17 protein-coding genes and 1 tRNA gene are annotated in these 16,327 nt (G+C 76.6%); 12 read left to right on the top strand and 6 right to left on the bottom strand.

Translation table 11 applies throughout. The features are described 5' to 3' along the window. Positions 1-15: 15 nt before the first annotated feature. Positions 16-324 carry a S24/S26 family peptidase gene (locus KPF22_RS23875; RefSeq protein ID WP_208821468.1) on the bottom strand — a complete coding sequence of 103 codons (309 nt, stop codon included), beginning with the start codon at positions 322-324 and terminating at the stop codon, positions 16-18. A gap of 112 nt (positions 325-436) precedes the next feature. Here KPF22_RS23875 and sodN point away from each other — a divergent pair, with 112 nt between their 5' ends. From sodN to KPF22_RS23890, 3 genes are all read left to right on the top strand, one after another. Then, positions 437-844, top strand: coding sequence for a superoxide dismutase, Ni (gene sodN / locus KPF22_RS23880; protein WP_062400785.1), 408 nt, complete (start codon positions 437-439; stop codon positions 842-844). A gap of 124 nt (positions 845-968) precedes the next feature. Then, positions 969-1,301: a helix-turn-helix transcriptional regulator gene (locus KPF22_RS23885; RefSeq protein WP_208821471.1), complete on the top strand. Its 333-nt coding sequence runs from the start codon at positions 969-971 to the stop codon at positions 1,299-1,301. Further along, positions 1,298-1,774 (top strand): SRPBCC family protein, encoded by a 477-nt coding sequence (locus KPF22_RS23890; protein ID WP_224403344.1) that lies wholly within the window; start codon positions 1,298-1,300, stop codon positions 1,772-1,774. The genes KPF22_RS23885 and KPF22_RS23890 overlap by 4 nt, the downstream gene beginning before the upstream one ends. Positions 1,775-1,783: 9 nt before the next feature. Here KPF22_RS23890 and KPF22_RS23895 read toward each other — a convergent pair whose 3' ends face one another. Then, positions 1,784-2,212 (bottom strand): MarR family transcriptional regulator, encoded by a 429-nt coding sequence (locus KPF22_RS23895; RefSeq protein ID WP_308010461.1) that lies wholly within the window; start codon positions 2,210-2,212, stop codon positions 1,784-1,786. A 490-nt stretch (positions 2,213-2,702) separates the two neighbouring features. Here KPF22_RS23895 and KPF22_RS23900 point away from each other — a divergent pair, with 490 nt between their 5' ends. Then, on the top strand, positions 2,703-3,257 hold the full coding sequence (locus KPF22_RS23900) for a DUF1697 domain-containing protein (RefSeq protein ID WP_208821477.1): 555 nt from the start codon (positions 2,703-2,705) through the stop codon (positions 3,255-3,257). A gap of 255 nt (positions 3,258-3,512) precedes the next feature. Further along, positions 3,513-4,112: a superoxide dismutase gene (locus KPF22_RS23905; protein ID WP_224403345.1), complete on the top strand. Its 600-nt coding sequence runs from the start codon at positions 3,513-3,515 to the stop codon at positions 4,110-4,112. 62 nt (positions 4,113-4,174) lie between these two features. On the opposite strand, the gene KPF22_RS23910 is transcribed toward KPF22_RS23905, so the two are convergent. Continuing rightward, on the bottom strand, positions 4,175-5,467 hold the full coding sequence (locus KPF22_RS23910) for a competence/damage-inducible protein A (RefSeq protein WP_224403346.1): 1,293 nt from the start codon (positions 5,465-5,467) through the stop codon (positions 4,175-4,177). Between the two features lie 405 nt (positions 5,468-5,872). Between KPF22_RS23910 and KPF22_RS23915 the strand changes: the two genes are divergently transcribed. Beyond that, a complete protein-coding gene (locus KPF22_RS23915; protein ID WP_224403347.1) occupies positions 5,873-7,318 on the top strand; it encodes a glycosyltransferase family 2 protein in 1,446 nt (481 codons plus the stop codon). Positions 7,319-7,361: 43 nt separating this feature from the next. On the opposite strand, the gene KPF22_RS23920 is transcribed toward KPF22_RS23915, so the two are convergent. Beyond that, positions 7,362-7,838 (bottom strand): thioesterase family protein, encoded by a 477-nt coding sequence (locus KPF22_RS23920; protein ID WP_224403348.1) that lies wholly within the window; start codon positions 7,836-7,838, stop codon positions 7,362-7,364. 255 nt (positions 7,839-8,093) lie between these two features. Between KPF22_RS23920 and KPF22_RS23925 the strand changes: the two genes are divergently transcribed. The 3 genes from KPF22_RS23925 (at position 8,094) to KPF22_RS23935 (ending at position 9,882) form a co-directional block, all read left to right on the top strand. Then, a complete protein-coding gene (locus KPF22_RS23925) occupies positions 8,094-8,486 on the top strand; it encodes an STAS domain-containing protein (RefSeq protein WP_043280132.1) in 393 nt (130 codons plus the stop codon). Between the two features lie 6 nt (positions 8,487-8,492). Continuing rightward, positions 8,493-8,585, top strand: a tRNA-Sec gene (locus KPF22_RS23930). 43 nt (positions 8,586-8,628) lie between these two features. Next, complete coding sequence (locus KPF22_RS23935) at positions 8,629-9,882, top strand: amidase family protein (protein ID WP_208825003.1); 1,254 nt, start codon at positions 8,629-8,631, stop codon at positions 9,880-9,882. Positions 9,883-9,895: 13 nt separating this feature from the next. Here KPF22_RS23935 and KPF22_RS23940 read toward each other — a convergent pair whose 3' ends face one another. Then, positions 9,896-10,942, bottom strand: coding sequence for a PLP-dependent cysteine synthase family protein (locus KPF22_RS23940; RefSeq protein ID WP_224403371.1), 1,047 nt, complete (start codon positions 10,940-10,942; stop codon positions 9,896-9,898). A gap of 74 nt (positions 10,943-11,016) precedes the next feature. Continuing rightward, positions 11,017-12,051, bottom strand: coding sequence for a selenide, water dikinase SelD (selD, locus tag KPF22_RS23945; protein WP_208825005.1), 1,035 nt, complete (start codon positions 12,049-12,051; stop codon positions 11,017-11,019). Between the two features lie 151 nt (positions 12,052-12,202). On the opposite strand from selD, the gene KPF22_RS23950 reads away from it, so the two are divergent. The 3 genes from KPF22_RS23950 (at position 12,203) to KPF22_RS23960 (ending at position 16,308) form a co-directional block, all read left to right on the top strand. After that, entirely contained in the window at positions 12,203-13,084 is an 882-nt protein-coding gene (locus tag KPF22_RS23950; protein ID WP_224403349.1) for a hypothetical protein, read from the top strand. A 68-nt stretch (positions 13,085-13,152) separates the two neighbouring features. Beyond that, positions 13,153-14,484: an L-seryl-tRNA(Sec) selenium transferase gene (selA, locus tag KPF22_RS23955; RefSeq protein ID WP_224403350.1), complete on the top strand. Its 1,332-nt coding sequence runs from the start codon at positions 13,153-13,155 to the stop codon at positions 14,482-14,484. A gap of 3 nt (positions 14,485-14,487) precedes the next feature. Then, positions 14,488-16,308, top strand: coding sequence for a selenocysteine-specific translation elongation factor (locus tag KPF22_RS23960; RefSeq protein WP_224403351.1), 1,821 nt, complete (start codon positions 14,488-14,490; stop codon positions 16,306-16,308). Positions 16,309-16,327: the final 19 nt, after the last annotated feature.

Consider the following 16,327-nt stretch of genomic DNA (forward strand, 5'->3'; position numbering starts at 1 on the left):
GGTCCCGTGCGGGGCTCAGTGACCGGGTCCGGGCACCCGGCCGGGGCGGGGCCAGAGGCGGTGGCGGGCGACGGCGTGGACGGAGGCAGGGCCCAGGGTCGCCGAGTCCGTGGAGCCGAACGGGTTGTCGCCGCGGACGTGCCAGCCGTCGCCGTCGGGGTGCACGGCCCGCTTCACCGACAGCTGTCCGGGGCGGGACGCCCAGGTCACGAGGACGACGTCGCCGGACCGGACGGGCGCGCCGAACCGGACCAGCACGACGTCGCCGTCGGACAGGGCCGGGGACATCGACGGCCCCCGCACCGTCACCCTCCGCAGGCGCATCACGGACTCCCTCCAGAGTGGATCTCTCGCGGCGGTGGTCGTCCTGCCCGACCACCGCCGCGAGGGTAGGGTCGCCGGTGCCAGAACGATCACCCCACCAGGGAGGACACTCATGCGGCTGTCCCGCATTCTCCGTCCGCGACTGGAGGCCACCGCGCACTGCGACCTCCCCTGCGGCGTGTACGACCCGGCCCAGGCCCGGATCGAGGCCGAGTCGGTCAAGGCGATCCAGGAGAAGTACCAGGGCAACGAGGACGTGGACTTCCGGGCCCGCGCCATCGAGATCAAGGAGCAGCGCTCCGACCTGGTCAAGCACCACCTGTGGGTGCTCTGGACCGACTACTTCAAGCCGCCGCACTTCGAGAAGTACCCGGAGCTGCACGAGCTGTTCAACAAGGCCACCAAGGCCGCCGGCGCGTCGGGCACCAAGGGCTCGAACGACCCGGCCACCGGCCAGGAGCTGCTCGACTACATCGCCCAGATCGACAAGATCTTCTGGGAGACCAAGCAGGCTGCCTGATCACAGGCCCTGAGACGGCGCTGACCAGCGGGAACCTTTCCCCGTGGTCAGCGCCGTCGTCGTTTCCGGGCCATTGCGGTCGTATGCCTTGACCGGCATATACCCGCCATGGCATGTTCAACGGGTGCGTGACTCCTTCGACGTCCTGGCGGACCCGACGAGACGAGCCATCCTGGATCGGCTGCGGACGCCGCAGGGCTGCGTCGTCGGAGAGCTCGTGACCGCGCTGGAGCTGAACCAGACCGCGGTGTCGAAGCACCTGCGCGTGCTGCGTCACATGGGCATGGTCGACGTCGTCGTCGAGTCCCAGCGCCGTCGCTACGTCCTCCGGGCGGACGCGCTGGCCGAGATCGAGACCTGGCTCGCGCCGCATCGCGCCTTCTGGGAGGAACGACTCGACGCCCTGGGCGCACACCTCGACTCCCTCGACAGCCCCCACGGAGAGGAACCATCGTGAGCATCCAGGTCACCGTCGATCCCGACGGCCCGGTCCTGCGCTTCGCGCGCCGCTATCCGCATCCGATCGAGAAGGTCTGGGCCGCACTGACCGAACCCGCCCAGATGAGCCGCTGGTTCCCCTGCGAGGTGCAGGCGGAGATGCGCGTCGGGGGAACGATCACGCTGACCTTCGAGGACGGCGAGCAGGACCACGCCGAGATCACCGAGCTCGAGGCACCGACGGCGCTCGGGTTCACCTGGGCCGGCGAGAGGCTGCGCTGGACCCTCGAACCCGACGGCGACGGCTGCGTGCTGCGTCTCAGCAACACCGTGCTCGACCCCCGCTGGTCGGCGAACACCGCCGCCGGGTGGGACCGCTGCTTCGAGGCACTCGCCGCGCACCTCGGCGGGAGCGACCTCGACACCACGACGGGGCCCGACGAGGCCCTCGTCGCGCACTACCGTGCAGTGCTGGCCGACCGCCCGTCGTGACCCTCGGGGTCAGGACGGCTCGTCGACCTGCGCGGTGTGGTCGCCCACCATCCGCCCGAGCGGCCGGGTGAGATCGGCGCGGTCGGTCTCCGACCAGCTCGCCATCGCGCCGGAGAACCAGCCGAGCACCTCGCGCAGGTAGCGCCCGACCGCGTCGGCGCCCTCGGGGACCAGCTCGACGAGCCGGGCCCGCTGGTCGGCCGGGTCGGCGACGCGGTGCACCAGGCCGCGGCGCTCGGGGTCGCCCACCTGCCGGGTGACGTGCGGCCCGACCACCTGCATCCGGGCGGCGATCTCCCCCACCCGCAGCGGACCGCCCGCCGTGTGCAGCGTGATCAGTACCGACAGGGCGGGGTCGATGCCCGCGGCGGCGACCGCGCGTTCGACCGCCCGCTCCCGGCTCAGGACGGTGCCGAGCCGGGTGATCCGCGGCAGCAGCGTCGGTCGAGGTCGTCGACCGGATGGGCCTGCCGTCCAGCGTGCGGGCGGCGCACGTCGACTCGCAGCGGCTCACCTTCCTCGACCCCGACGGCCCGCCTGGTCATCGGCGCGGACGGGCTGCACTCGGCCACCCGCGCGCCGACCTCCGGACCGGAGGAGCAGTTCCACCACCATCTCGGGTACCGGTTCGCCGGGTTCACGATGCCGAACCACCTCGGCCGACGACCTGTTCTTCGACGTCGTCGGCCGGATCCGGATGCCACGCTGGTCGTCGGGCCGGGTGGCGCTCGTCGGCGACGCGGGCCCACCCGCCGTCGTTCCTGAGCGGGCAGGGGTCGAGCACGCGCCGGTCGGCGCCTACGTGCTCGCCGCCGAGCCGGCAACGGGGTGCTGCGCGGGCCGGCGGGCCCGACCGGCGACCGCATCCGCGAGGCCGCCTCGGCCTTCACCCTTCCGACCGCCGCGTAGCCGCGGCACCATTCCCGGCGTGCGCACCCACGTCGCGCTGCTGCGCGGGATCAACGTCGGCGGCCACGGGAAGGTCCCGATGGCCGACCTGCGCCGGGTGCTCGGCGGGCGCGGCTGCGCCGACGTCGTCACCCACATCCAGTCCGGCAACGTCGCCCTGACCAGCCCCGCGGGCGACGACGAGGTCGCCGCCACGGTCGCCGCGGCGCTGGTCGAGGAGTTCGGCGTCGAGCGCCCGGTGGTCGTGTTCGGCCGCCACGACTACCTCGCCGCGGTGGCCGCGAACCCGTACCCGGAGGTCACCGACCCGAAGCAGCTGCACGCCCTGTTCCGGGCCGGGCCGGTGTCCGACGACGACCGCGAGCGGATCGCCGCCGCGCTGGCGGCCGAGCGGGCGAAGTGCGGGCGGGGCGACGTCGTCGCCCGCGGGCGGGTGGTCTGGCTGCACCTGCCCGACGGGCTGGGACGCAGCGAGCTCGCGACCCGGCTGACCGCCCGGACGAGGGCCGGCGACCAGGGCGGGACGATGCGGAACCGGGCGACCGTGGTGAGGCTGGCCGAGCTCCTGGGCTGAGCCGGACACGCGACGGCGCCGCGGCCCCGTCCGGTCGGACGTGACGCACGGCGCCGTCGACGGTGGATTCGAGCTGCCAGAACGATCCCCACCGCGTCACCCGCATTCCTGCAAGTGACTTGCAGCAGAGTACAGGTGGCGGATCGATCCGTCCATGCGTGCGCGTCGCTGGTCGCGGGTAGCCAGCAGTTGCTACATAGTGGCAATTGACTCCGTGTGGCACACCGCCGCGCGACCCCGAACCAGGAGAGGACCATGGCCGAGTACACGCTGCCGGACCTGCCCTACGACTACTCCGCGCTCGCCCCGCACATCGCGCCCGAGATCATGGAGCTGCACCACTCCAAGCACCACAACACCTACGTCCAGGGCCTCAACACCACCCTCGACAAGCTCGCCGAGGCCCGCGAGCGCGACGACTTCGGCGCGATCGTCGGCCTGGAGAAGACCCTCGCGTTCAACCTCGGCGGCCACGTCAACCACTCCGCCTTCTGGAACAACCTCTCCCCCGACGGCGGCGACAAGCCCACCGGCGACCTGGCCGCCGCGATCGAGAAGGACTTCGGGTCCTTCGACGCGTTCCGGGCCCACTTCACCGCCGCCGCCACCACCATCCAGGGCTCCGGCTGGGCCATCCTCGGCCACGACCGGCTCGGCGACCGCCTGCTCATCCACCAGCTCTACGACCAGCAGTCCCAGCTCCCCGCCGGCCAGACCCCCATCGTCCTGCTCGACATGTGGGAGCACGCCTTCTACCTGCAGTACAAGAACGTCAAGCCCGACTACGTCAAGGCCTGGTGGAACGTCGTCAACTGGGCCGACGCCGCCGAGCGGTTCGCCGCCGCGAAGGACTGAGCCGCACCGCACCGCACCGCGACCGCGCCCCGCCCGGGAGCCCCGGGCGGGGCGTCGTGCCCTCAGCGGTGCGCGCCCGGCCCGGTGACGCCGGTGGCGCGCAGCAGCAGGTGCATCGCCAGGTCGACCGAACGCTCGCGGACGTCGGCGCGCCCGCCGGGCAGCTGCGGGTCGCGCGCGATGACCTGGCCGTCGGCGGTGGTCACGCAGAAGCAGACGTAGCCGACGGGCTTGGCCTCGGTACCGCCGCCGGGGCCCGCGACGCCGGTGACCCCGACGCCGACGTCCGCCCCGAACCGCGCCCGCGCACCGTCCGCCAGTGCCCGCGCGACCTCCGGCGACACGGCCCCGTGCGCCTCGATGAGCGCGGCGGGGACGTCGAGCAGCGTGGTCTTGGCCTCGTTCGAGTACGCGACCACGCCCCCGGCGACGTAGGCCGACGACCCGGCCCGGTCGACGAGCCGCCCGGCCAACAGCCCGCCGGTGCAGGACTCGCCGGTCGCGACCGTCCAGCCCTTCGCGCCCAGCGCCGCGGCGAGCAGCTCGTCGGTGGTGCTGCCGTCGTCGCTGATGAGTGCGCGGCGGTGGCGGTCGACGATGCGGGCGGCCAGCTCGCGGGCCACGGGCTCGGCGCCGGGCAGCGGGTGCAGGTCGACCTCCAGCTCCGAGCGTCGCAGGCAGGTGGTCACCTCCACCCCGGACACGTCGAGCTCGGCCTCCAGGACGCGCAGCGTCTCGGCGATCTCGGACTCCGGCAGCCCGGCGAAGCGCAGGAGCGTGGCCTCCGCACGGGGCACCCGGGTCAGCAGCTCCGCCACGGGCGCCGACTCCAGCGCGGCGGGCCACATGCCCTGCAGCTCGCGCGGCGGCCCCGGCAGCACGACGACCAGCGGCCCACCCGGCCGGGTCACGGCCAGCCCCGGCGCGGTCCCGACCGGCTCGAGGACGCTCGCGCCGCGCGGCACCCTGGCCTGTTTGGCCGTCGCCGCGTCGAGCGCGGGCCCGGCCCAGCCGGCGCGGCTCGCCCAGCCGGCGACCCGGTCGTGGATACGGCCCTGCAGCGCGGTGTCGACCTCCATCTCCGCACCCGCGAACCCGGCGACGACCTCGGCGGTCAGGTCGTCGGCGGTCGGCCCGAGCCCGCCCGAGGTGACGACGAGGTCGTCGGAGGCGACGAACTCCAGCGCCGAGCGCAGGTCCTCCGGGCGGTCCCCCACCAGCAGGACCCGCGAGACGGCGAAGCCGAGCTCGCCGAGGGAGCGGGCGACGAAGGGGCCGTTGGCGTCGGCGACGTGGCCGGTGAGCAGCTCGCTCCCGGTGACCAGGACCGACGCGGTGGGACGGGACTCGCTCATGATCCGAACCTACCCGCGCCGGGAGGTCCGCACCCCGCCGCGCGCGGGGTCACCATCGGTGCAGGTCCGGTGCGTCGGGACGCCGTCCGGCGTGGACCTGCCACCCGTTCGGGTGATGATGGCGCACGACACGCCCGGAACCGGACCACTCCGGCGTGTCGTCGCATCGCGAATGCCGCTCGCCGTGCCCTCGGACGGCCGCGGGCAACCGCCCCGCGCGGCCGACGTCGTCACCCGTACGGCGCACGATCGGACGGTACGGCTCCGACCTGCGCCGACGCCGTCCGTCGCACCACATCCGGTGAACTCCGCGACCGCGCACACGCACGGTGTCCGTTTTCCGGCAACCACGCACTCTCAGTGTGAGCACAGCGGGCATACCCGACACTGTGTCCCATGTCAGGGATGTCTGCGTCGAACGACGCCGCGACCTGGGTCGGTGAGCTGGACAGGCTCGGCCCGCTGCGTGATCTGCGGGTCGACCCGGCCTTCCACGCCGCCCGTCTGCTCGTCACCGTCGGTGGCACTCCGCAGGGTCAGGTGACCGTGCCGCTGCGTGGCGGTCGCGCCACGATCGCGGAGCTGCGGTCCGCACTGATCACCCTGGGGTCGCCCGAGCGGGTGGCCCCGGCTCCGGTCGCGAGCGACCCCGTGACGGTGGTGATCGCGACCCGCAACCGGCCCGAGTCGCTGGCCCGCTGCCTGCGCGCGGTCCTCGCCTCCGACCACCCGGCACTGTCGGTCGTCGTCGTCGACAACGACCCGCCGGACGAGCTCACCCGCGACGCCGTCGCCGCCGCCGGGTCCCCGCGGGTCCGCTACGTCCGCGAGCCCCGCCGGGGCGCGTCGGTCGGGCGCAACCGGGGCCTGGCCGAGGCCCGCACCGAGATCGTCGCCTTCACCGACGACGACACCGAGGTCGACCCCGCCTGGGCCTCGCGCATCGCCGGCGCCTTCGCCGCGGACCCCGAGCTCGCCTGCGTCTCCGGCCCGGTACTGGCCGCCCGCCTGGGCAGCCCCGAGGAGCGCGCCGCCGACGTCGCCCTGGCCTGGAACAAGGGCTTCACCCCACGCCGGTTCACCCTCGCCGAGCCCCCCGCGGACTCCCCGATCTTCCCGTTCGCACCCGGCCTGTTCGGCATCGGCGCCAACCTCGCCGTGCGGGCCGGGGCCGCCCGCGCCGTCGGCGGCTTCGACGAGGCCATGGGCCCGGGCACCCCCACCCACGGCGGCGAGGACTGCGAGTTCCTGGTCCGCATGATCCTGGCCGGCAACGTCCTCGGCTACGCCCCGGGCGCCTACCTGTGGCACCACCACCGCCCCGACCAGGCCGCGCTGCGCAAGCAGATGGAGGGCTACGCCGTCGGGCTGGGCAGCTTCCTGGCCAAGGTGGCGCTGTCGCCGCAGGGCCGGTCGGTCGCGCTGCGCCGGCTCCCGGCGGCGGTCGCCCGGCTGCGCCACATCTCCGACCGCGAGGCAGGCGCCGGCGTGGCGATGCCCGCCGACGCCGACCAGACGCGCAACCGGGGTCTGCTGAACGGCCCGCGGGCCTACCTCCGGTCGCGCCGCGCGGTGCGGCGGGCCGGCGGAGCGGTGCCGCCGCTGATCGGGCCGGCGCGGGCCGGGACGACCGCCCCGCACAAGATCCTGGCGACCGGCGGCCACCCGGCCGTCACCCCCGCCCGGCCGCACGGCACCGGCGGGTACCCGGCCGTCGCCCCGGCCCGGTCCCAGGGCACCGGGGGCCACCCGGCCACCGCCCCCGGGCGGCCGCAGGACACCGGCGGGTACCGGCCCGTCCCCGCCCGCACCGGCGGCCCGTACGGCGCCGGCCCCGCCCGGCGCGGCTGAGCCGCCGCGGGTCCGTGGCGACGCCCCGCCGCCACGGCCCGCGTCAGGACGTGGTGACGTCCGGCCCCGGCCCCAGCAGGGCCGGGGCCGACGACGCGGCGACGAGCCTGCCGTGCGGGTCGGCGACCAGCCGTCGCGTCGTGGTGTCGAGGACCCCGAGGGTGCACTCCACCTCGGCCGCGAGATCGTCCGTCCGGTCCCCGTCGGCCGCGGCCACCCGGACGATCCGGTGACTCATCGTGAACGGCTTGCGCACCGTGAACGCGATCACCGAGTCGATCCGCAGCTCGTCCCCGGCGCGCAGCTCGGCCCGGAAGTGCACCGTCGTCGACAGCAGCACGATCGTCAGGCCGTGTGCGCCGAGCGCGTGCTGCGACAGCCCGGCGGCACGGAAGTGCTCCATCCGGGCGTGCTCGCCGTACTGATGGTAGACGGCGTGGTTGACGTGCCCGTTCACGTCCATCTCGTAGCTGCGGACACCGATCCGCACCCCGAACGGCGGAGACTGCTCGACGCTCATGGCCCACACCCTGCCAGCCGGGCCGGACCACCCCGGGCAGCGCGCCCGACCGTGTCCCGGGACGTTTGTGCCACCTGCGACCGCGGTCGTAGGGTGGGTGACCGCGCTGACTAGGCTGGTGCGGAGGCAGCACGAGCGGTACGTCAAGCAACGGCGGCCGGTTGTCACTCACGGTGACGTCGATGGTGCGTCCGGGAACGGACCACGAGCACGTCGACGGCGCCGACGGCGACGACTCGCGAGGGAGCACGACACATGAGCAGTGAGACGCCCACCGGGGTGGGGGGAGACCAGGGCCCCGACGTCGGCGAGGTCGTCCGCTTCGAGGTGACCGAGCACGGTGACGGCGCCGTCGTCGTCGGAGTGCACGGCGAGATCGACACGATGACCGCGCCCGTGCTGAGCGAACGGCTCGCCGAGCGGATCGGCTCCGCGAGCCTGCTCGTGGTGGACCTGACCCGGGTCACGTTCCTCGGGTCGGCCGGGCTGGCGGCGCTCGTCGAGGGCAAGGAGAAGGCGGAGAACGCCGGCAGCCGGCTACGGCTGGTCTGCGGCTCGCACGCCGTCACCCGCGCGCTCGAGGCGACCAACCTGATGTCCCTGTTCGACGTGGCCGACGGCGTGCCGGAGGCGCTCCGCACGGCCTGACGACCCGGAGGCGTATGGGTGCCTGGTGGCCCCCGCGGTCTTCAACACCGACGTGGCCGAGCATCTCGGCCAGGCGGGTTCGATTCCCGTCCGCCTCCGCCGACCACCACCCCCGACGACCGGGACGACGAGCCCCACCGCGATGAGCATCCTGCACCTGGACGAGCTGTCCCCCACCTCGGGTGACGGCCCGTCCGGTGTGCCGGAACTCGCGGCCGCGGTACGCGAGGGGCGGCTGAGCGCGGCCACCGTCGCCGAGCGGCTCCTCGCCACCCCCGACGACGCGGTCCCCGTGGGCGCCGGGCTGGTGGTGGACCCCGCGCCGCTGCGCGCGGCCGCCGCGGCGCTCGACCGGCGCACCGACCGATTCGCCCTGCCGCTGGCCGGGGTCCCGGTGGTGGTCGAGGACGGCATCTCCGTGGCCGGGCGCGGGGACGAGATCGTGCGCAGGCTGCGGGCCGCGGGCGCACTCGTCGCAGGGCGGGCGCGGACCGCCGAGCACGAGGTGGGCCTCGACGCCACCCCGGGTGGCCGGGCCACCGCGACCGTGGTCGCCTCCGGCGTCGTCCCGCTCGGGATCGGTGTCGACGGCGACGGCACGCTGCGCTGCGCCGCCGCCGCCCACGGGATCGCCGCGCTCAAGCCGGGCCGCCGGGTGCTCCCGCTGCCCGACGCCGCCGAGCGGCGCTGGTGCGGGCTGGCCGAGCCCACCCTGCTCGCCGGGCGCGCGGAGGACCTCACCGCGGTGCTCGACGCGCTCTCGCGCGGCACCGGCGGGCCACCCGCGCCGTCGTCGGTGCTGCGGCTCACCACCCCCGCCGGTACCGGCCCCGGGCCGGCCGCGGCGCCCGTCTCCTCGCTGGCCGCGTCGCTGCGCACCGGCCGCACCCGGCTCGCCGGGCCGGACTCCGCGTCCGCGGTGCACGCGGCGATCCGGCTGCTGCAGGACGCCGGGCTGGGCCTCGTCGCGGCCGACCCGCCGTACCGGGCCGTGCTGGTCGTGCACTCGGCCCGCCGCCGTCAGGCCGGGCTCGCCCGCCGGGTGGAGGACCTCGGCCTCGACCCCGCCGAGCTGCCGCGCAGCGCCCGCAGCCTGGTCCGGCGCGGCCGCCGCGTCCGGCGTCTGGGCGGGCTGCGTCCCGCGACGCCCGCGTCGTGGCGGCAGCGGATGGTCGCCTGGCTCGACGACGCCGGCGCCGAGGCCGGTCTGCTGCCCGCCCCGCCCGGGGCGTCGGGGGCCGGGTCCACCGGGGTGGCCGCGTGGAACCTGGCCGGGCTGCCGTCGCTGGTCGCGCCGGTGCACCGGCCCGGGGAGCACGGCTGCGTGCAGCTCGTGGGCCGGCCCGGGTCGGAGCGGCGGCTGCTCGCGACCGCCGCCCTGCTCGCCGGGGGATGATCCGCGGCCCGGCTCAGTCCGCGGGCGGGGACCAGACCCCGGTCGCGACGAACCGGTCGAGGGTCCGGGAGTAGGGCGCCAGGTCCATCCCCTGGGCGGCGACCCAGGCGTCGTCGTAGTAGCTGTGGCGGTAGCGCTCGCCGCCGTCGCACAGCAGGGTCACGACGCTGCCCGCGCGTCCGGCGCGGAGCATCTCCGCGACGACCTGGTAGACGCCCCACAGGTTGGTGCCGGTCGACCCGCCCGCCCACCGGCCGGTGCGGTCGCGCAGGTGCCGGGCGGCGGCGACGCTGGCCGCGTCGGGCACCGGGACCATCCGGTCGATCACCGACGGGACGAAGCTCGGCTCCATCCGGGGCCGCCCGATCCCCTCGATCCGCGACGCCGCCCCGGTCGCGTACGACGGGTCCCCCGCCGTCCAGCCGGGCAGGAATGCCGACCCCTCCGGGTCGACGACGGCCAGCCGGGTCGCGAGCCGCCGGTAGCGCAGGTAGCGGCCGATCGTGGCCGAGGTGCCCCCGGTCCCGGCCCCGACGACGATCCACTCCGGCACCGGGTGCGGCTCCTCGGCCAGCTGGGCCAGGATCGACTCGGCGATGTTGTTGTTGCCGCGCCAGTCGGTCGCGCGCTCGGCGTAGGTGAACTGGTCGAGGTAGTGCCCGCCGGTGTCCGCGGCGAGGCGCTCGGCCTCGGCGTAGACCTCGCCGCCGTGGTCGACGAAGTGGCAGCGCCCGCCCTCCCGCTCGATCAGCGCGATCTTCTCCGGGCTGGTCGAGCGCGGCATGACCGCCACGAACGGCACCCCGAGCAGCCGGGCGAAGTACGCCTCGGAGACCGCCGTCGACCCGGAGCTGGCCTCGACGACCGTGGTGCCCTCGGTGATCCAGCCCGACGCGAGCGCGTAGAGGAACAGCGACCGGGCCAGTCGGTGCTTGAGGCTGCCGGTGGGGTGCACCGACTCGTCCTTGAGGTAGACCCGCACGCCCCACTCGGCGGGCAGGTCCAGCACGTGCAGGTGCGTGTCGGCGGAACGGTTCGCGTCGGCCTGGACGCGGCGCATCGCCTCGTCGACCCAGGCGCGGGTACGGGCACAGGAGCGGTCGACGGGCTGCACGCCCCGACCCTAGATCGGCCTCAGAGCCGGACCAGCCCGGTCCCCTCGGTCACGGTGCCGATCCGGGCCGCGTCGTGCCCGCGCCCGCGCAGCCACGCGACGGCGGCGTCGCCGAGGCCGGGGGCGGCGCCGAACAGCAGCCCGCCGGAGGTCTGGGCGTCGGACAGGACCAGCAGGTCCTCCTCGCCCGCGGAGCCCGCGACGACCCGGTCGTCGATCCAGGCGCGGTTGCGCAGCGTGCCGCCGGGGACGACGCCGTCGGCGACCAGCTCCCGCACCCCGCCGAGCAGCGGCACCGCGGCGACGTCGACGTGGGCGTCCACCCCCGAGGCGACGGTCATCTTCGTGAGGTGCCCGAGCAGGCCGTAGCCGGTGACGTCGGTGCAGCCGGTGGCGCCCGCCTCGCGGGCGGCCGCCGCGGCGTCGGCGTTCGGGGTGGTCATGACGGCGACGGCGGCGTCGACGTCCGCGGGCACCCCGCGTTTCACCGCGGTGGTGGTCACGCCGATCCCGAGCGGCTTGCTCAGCACCAGCTCGTCGCCCGGGCGCAGCCCGGCGTTGGTCAGGACCCGGTCCGGGTGGACCTCCCCCACCACGGCGAGGCCGTACTTCGGCTCCGGGTCGTCGATCGTGTGCCCGCCGACGACGGCGAACCCGCACCGCCGCCCCACCCCGGCGCCGCCCTCCAGGACGGCGGCCAGCACGTCCGGCCCGAGCTGCTCGGACGGCCAGCAGACCAGGTTCAGCGCGAACAGCGGGGTGCCGCCCATGGCGTAGACGTCGGAGACCGCGTTGGTGGCGGCGATCGCGCCCCAGGTCCCCGGGTCGTCGACGACCGGGGTGAAGAAGTCGGTGGTCGCGACCAGCGCACGGTCCGCGGACAGCCGCCAGACCGCGGCGTCGTCCCCGGTGTCGGTGCCGACCAGCAGGTCCGGGTGGGACGGGGGCGTGACCGCCGCCAGGACCTCCCCCAGCTGGGCCGGTCCGAGCTTGCAGCCACAGCCCGCGCCGTGGCTGAACTCGGTGAGTCGTCGGGCGACACCGGTGTCGGACATGTCCCCATCCTGGCAGCGTCGCTCCGTGATCGCCCGTGTCACACACCGTCGACCGCCGGACTGCCGCCGTCCGCCGAACGGGGGCTGTCGGGCTGCGCCGGGGAGACGGACACTGACGCACCGTGAGCAGCTGCACGGGGGGTACGACGAGGTGACCGACGGTGTCACGGATACCGGCGCCGAGGTGACGGCCGAGGACGTACGCGACGACGAGACGACCCGCTCCGGGGACGCGGTCCCCCCGGCCGGGCCCGTCCCCGACGCCGTGCTCCCTCCGACGACGGCCGCCGGACTGCCGCAGCGCGCACCGCGCGGCGGCGACGGCGCCCGCAGCGTCGAGCACACCGTCGAGGACCTGGTGGGCCGCCTCGCCGCGGCCGAGCACGCCCGCGACGCCGCCGAGCGCCGGGCCGAGGCGCTCGCCGCCGCCCTCGAGGACGCCCGGTCCCGGCCCGCGGAGACCTTCGGCATGCGCGCGGACAAGGTGCTGCGGATGGCCGAGCACGAGGCCGCGATGCGGCGGCGCACCGCCGAGACCGAGGCCGCGCAGCTGGTGGCCGCCGCCCGCGACGAGGCCGCCCGGGTCGTCGCCGACGCCCGCGCGGAGGTCGACCGGCTGCGTGCGGCCGGGGTGGCCGCGCGGCGGGACAGCGAGCTCGTCGCGGACACCGCGGCGTCCATGCACGCCCACGTGTCCGCGCTGCGCTCCTCGGTGCGCGAGGAGATCGCCCGGCTGCACGGGATGCTGGGGTCCGAGCTCGGCAGGCTCGACGCGCCCGCCCGGGCCGCGCGGGGCGCCGACCAGGGCGAGCGTGTCCGGCGCCCGGTGGGCGGCCCGGCGCACGCCCTGCGGACCGGAGAGACCCACGGGAGCGGCGAGCTCGCGGCCGACGACGCAGTGGTCGTGGACCACGAGGAGGCCGTCGACCTGCCGGCTGTGGTGCTGCCCGAACAGCGCGAGCCGGAGCCGCCGGCCGATGCGGCCCCGGCGACCGGCACCGCCGCCGAGGACAGCGGGCAGCGGACGTCCTGACCCCGGGCCCCGGAACGCGACGGCCCGGAGCACGGGACAGCACGGCGTGACGGGGTTACGGTGCGCCGGTGACTCCCGCCGAGCCCGACCCGCGCCGGCGCGTCCCCCGGACCGACGTCGTCCTGGCCGACCCGGCGCTGGCCGGTGCCGCCGCACGGCTGGGCCGGCCGCGGGTCAAGCGCGCCGTCGTCGCGGCGCAGCAGGACGCGCGGGCGGGCCGGATCGCGCCCGAGGAGGTCGCCGCCGTCGCCGGGGCGTCGCTGCCCGCCGCCGCGACCGGGATCCGGGCGGTCCTCAACGCGAGCGGCGTCCTGCTGCACACCAACCTGGGCCGGGCGCCGCTGTCGGCCGCCGCCGTCGACGCGCTGGGGGTGGCCGCGGGCACCTGCGACATCGAGCTGGACCTGGCCACCGGGCGCCGCGGGCCGCGCGGCACGGACGCGCTGGCCGCGCTGCGCGACGCGGTCCCGGGTGCGGGGGCGGCCTGGGTAGCGAACAACGGCGCCGCCGCCCTCGCGCTGGTCTGCGCCGCCCTCGCCGGCACCGGCCGCGAGGTCGTGGTCTCCCGGGGCCAGCTCGTCGAGATCGGCGACGGCTTCCGCATCCCCGAGCTGATCGAGTCCACCGGGGCCCGGCTCCGCCCGGTCGGCACCACCAACCGCACCCACCTGCGCGACTACGCCGGCGCGATCGGCCCGGACACCGCGTTCGTGCTGGTGGTGCACCCGTCGAACTTCGTGGTGACGGGATTCGTCTCGGCCGTCGGGGTCCGGGAGCTGGCCGGGCTGGGACCGCCGGTCGTCGTCGACATCGGGTCCGGGCTGCTGACCCCGCACCCGCTGCTGCCCGACGAGCCCGACGCCGCGGGCACCCTCGCCGACGGCGCCGACCTCGTCACCGCCTCCGGGGACAAGCTCCTCGGCGGACCGCAGGCCGGTCTGCTCCTCGGCGGCCGGGACCGCGGCGCCGCCCTGGTCGAGCAGGTGCGGCGCTTCCCGCTGGCCCGGGCGATGCGCGTCGACAAGCTGACCCTCGCGGCGCTGGAGGCGTCGGTGGCCGGGCCGCCGACGCCCGTCCGGGAGTTCCTCGACGCCGACCCGGCGGCGCTGTGGGCGCGGGCCGACACGCTCGCCGCGGCCCTGGTCGCCGACGGGATCGACGCGACCGCGACGGACACCGTCGCCGGGGTCGGCGGTGGCGGCGCCCCCGGGGTGGCGCTGCCCAGCGCCGCGGTCGCGCTGCCCGAGCGGTACGCGGCCGCACTGCGTGCCGGTGACCCGCCGGTGCTGGGCCGGGTCGCCGACGGGCGCTGCCTGCTCGACCTGCGGGCGCTGCCGCCGTCGGCGGACGCGACGCTCGCCGGGGCCGTGCGCGCGGTGCCCGGGCGACCGGAGGACTGAGCCGTGCACGTCCTCTGCACCGCGGGCCACGTCGACCACGGCAAGTCCACGCTGGTCCGGGCGCTGACCGGGATGGAGCCCGACCGGTACGCCGAGGAACGCCGCCGCGGGATGACCATCGACCTGGGCTTCGCGTGGACCGAGGTGCCGGGGGCGGGCACGGTCGCGTTCGTCGACGTCCCCGGGCACGAACGCTTCGTCGCCACGATGCTCGCCGGAGCCGGGCCGGTCCCGGCGGCGCTGTTCGTCGTCGCCGCGGACGAGGGCTGGATGCCGCAGTCCGGGGAGCACGCCGACGCGCTCGCGGCCGCGGGCGTCACCGACGGACTGCTCGTGGTCACCCGCTCCGACCTGCTCGATCCCGAGCTGGCCCTCGACGACGCCCGCGCCGCGCTCGCCGCCCGCGGGCTCGGCGGCTGGCCCTCGGTCGCCGTCTCCGCCCGCACCGGCACCGGTCTCGACGCGCTGCGCGGCGCGCTGGCCGCGCTCACCGCACGGCTGCCCGCACCCGACCCGGACGGGCCGGTGCGGCTGTGGGTGGACCGGGCGTTCACCGTCCGCGGGGCGGGGACCGTCGTCACCGGCACGCTGCGCAGCGGCACCGTGCGCCCCGGCGACACCCTGGAGCTCGACGGCGGCGCCGGGCGGGCACCGGTGACCGTGCGCGGGGTGCAGGAGCTCGGCGAGCCGGTCGACGCCGCCGCCGCGGTCGCGCGGGTCGCGCTGAACCTGCGGGGCGTCCCCCGCGACCGGGTCGACCGCGGCGACGCACTGCTCGGCCCGGGGGCGTGGCCGGTGACCGGGGAGGCCGACGCCCGGCTGCACGGGGTCGGCGGGCCGGTGCAGCTGCCGTCGTCGCCGGTCGGGCTGACCCTGCACGTCGGCTCGGCGGCCGTGCCGGTGCGGGTCCGCCCGCTCGGTCCCGGCCCGGCGGGCGGCGACCCGGTCGTGCGGCTGACCCCGGCACGGCCGCTGCCGCTGCGGATCGGGGACCGGGCGGTGCTGCGTGACCCGGGTGCCGGGCGGATCGTGGCCGGGGTGACGGTGCTGGACCCGGCACCGCCGCCGCTGCGCAGACGCGGTGCGGCGCGCCGCCGGGCCGACGAGCTCGTGGGGGCCGGTGCCGTCCCCGACGCCGACGCCGAGCTCGCCCGCCGCGGCACCGTCCGGGCCGACGACCTGGTGCGCTGGGGCGTGCCCGCCGGCGAGGTGGCCGCGCTCGCGGCCCGGGTTCCCGGCGCGGCGGGCCGGTTGCTGCACCCGGCCACCGCCGCGTCGTCGGCCGCCGCACTGGCCGCCGCCGTCGCCGCGCACGACGCCGAGGACCCCCTCGACCCCGGGCTGCCGCTCGCCGCGGCCCGGCGCGCCGCGGGACTGCCGGACGTCGCGCTGGTGGAGGCCGTGCTGTCCGCCGTCGGCGGGGCCGGTCTCGTCCTGCGCGACGGGCGGGTGCGGGCCGCCGCGGACACCGGCCCGCCCGCGGCCCTGCGCGACGCCGCGGCCCGCGTGCGCGCCGACCTCGACGGGGCCCCGTTCGCCGCGCCGGGGGCGGCCCGGCTCGCGGAGCTGGGGCTCGGGCCGCGGGAGCTGGCAGTGCTCGACCGCGCCGGGGAGCTGCTGCGGGTGGCCCCGGAGGTCGTGCTCGGCCCCGACGCGCCGGAGCGGGCGGTCGCCGCCCTCGACGGGCTCGACGGCGCGTTCACCGTCTCCGCCGCGCGGGAGGTACTCGGGAGCAGCCGCCGCGTCGTCGTGCCGCTGCTGGAGCTGCTGGCCCGCAGGGGCCTCACGGTGCGGATGCCCGACGGGACACATCGCCTGCGCTGAGCGGGCTCCGAGTGGCGAC

The sequence above is a fragment of the Pseudonocardia sp. ICBG1034 genome, assembly GCF_020131375.1.
GTDB lineage: Bacteria > Actinomycetota > Actinomycetes > Mycobacteriales > Pseudonocardiaceae > Pseudonocardia > Pseudonocardia alni.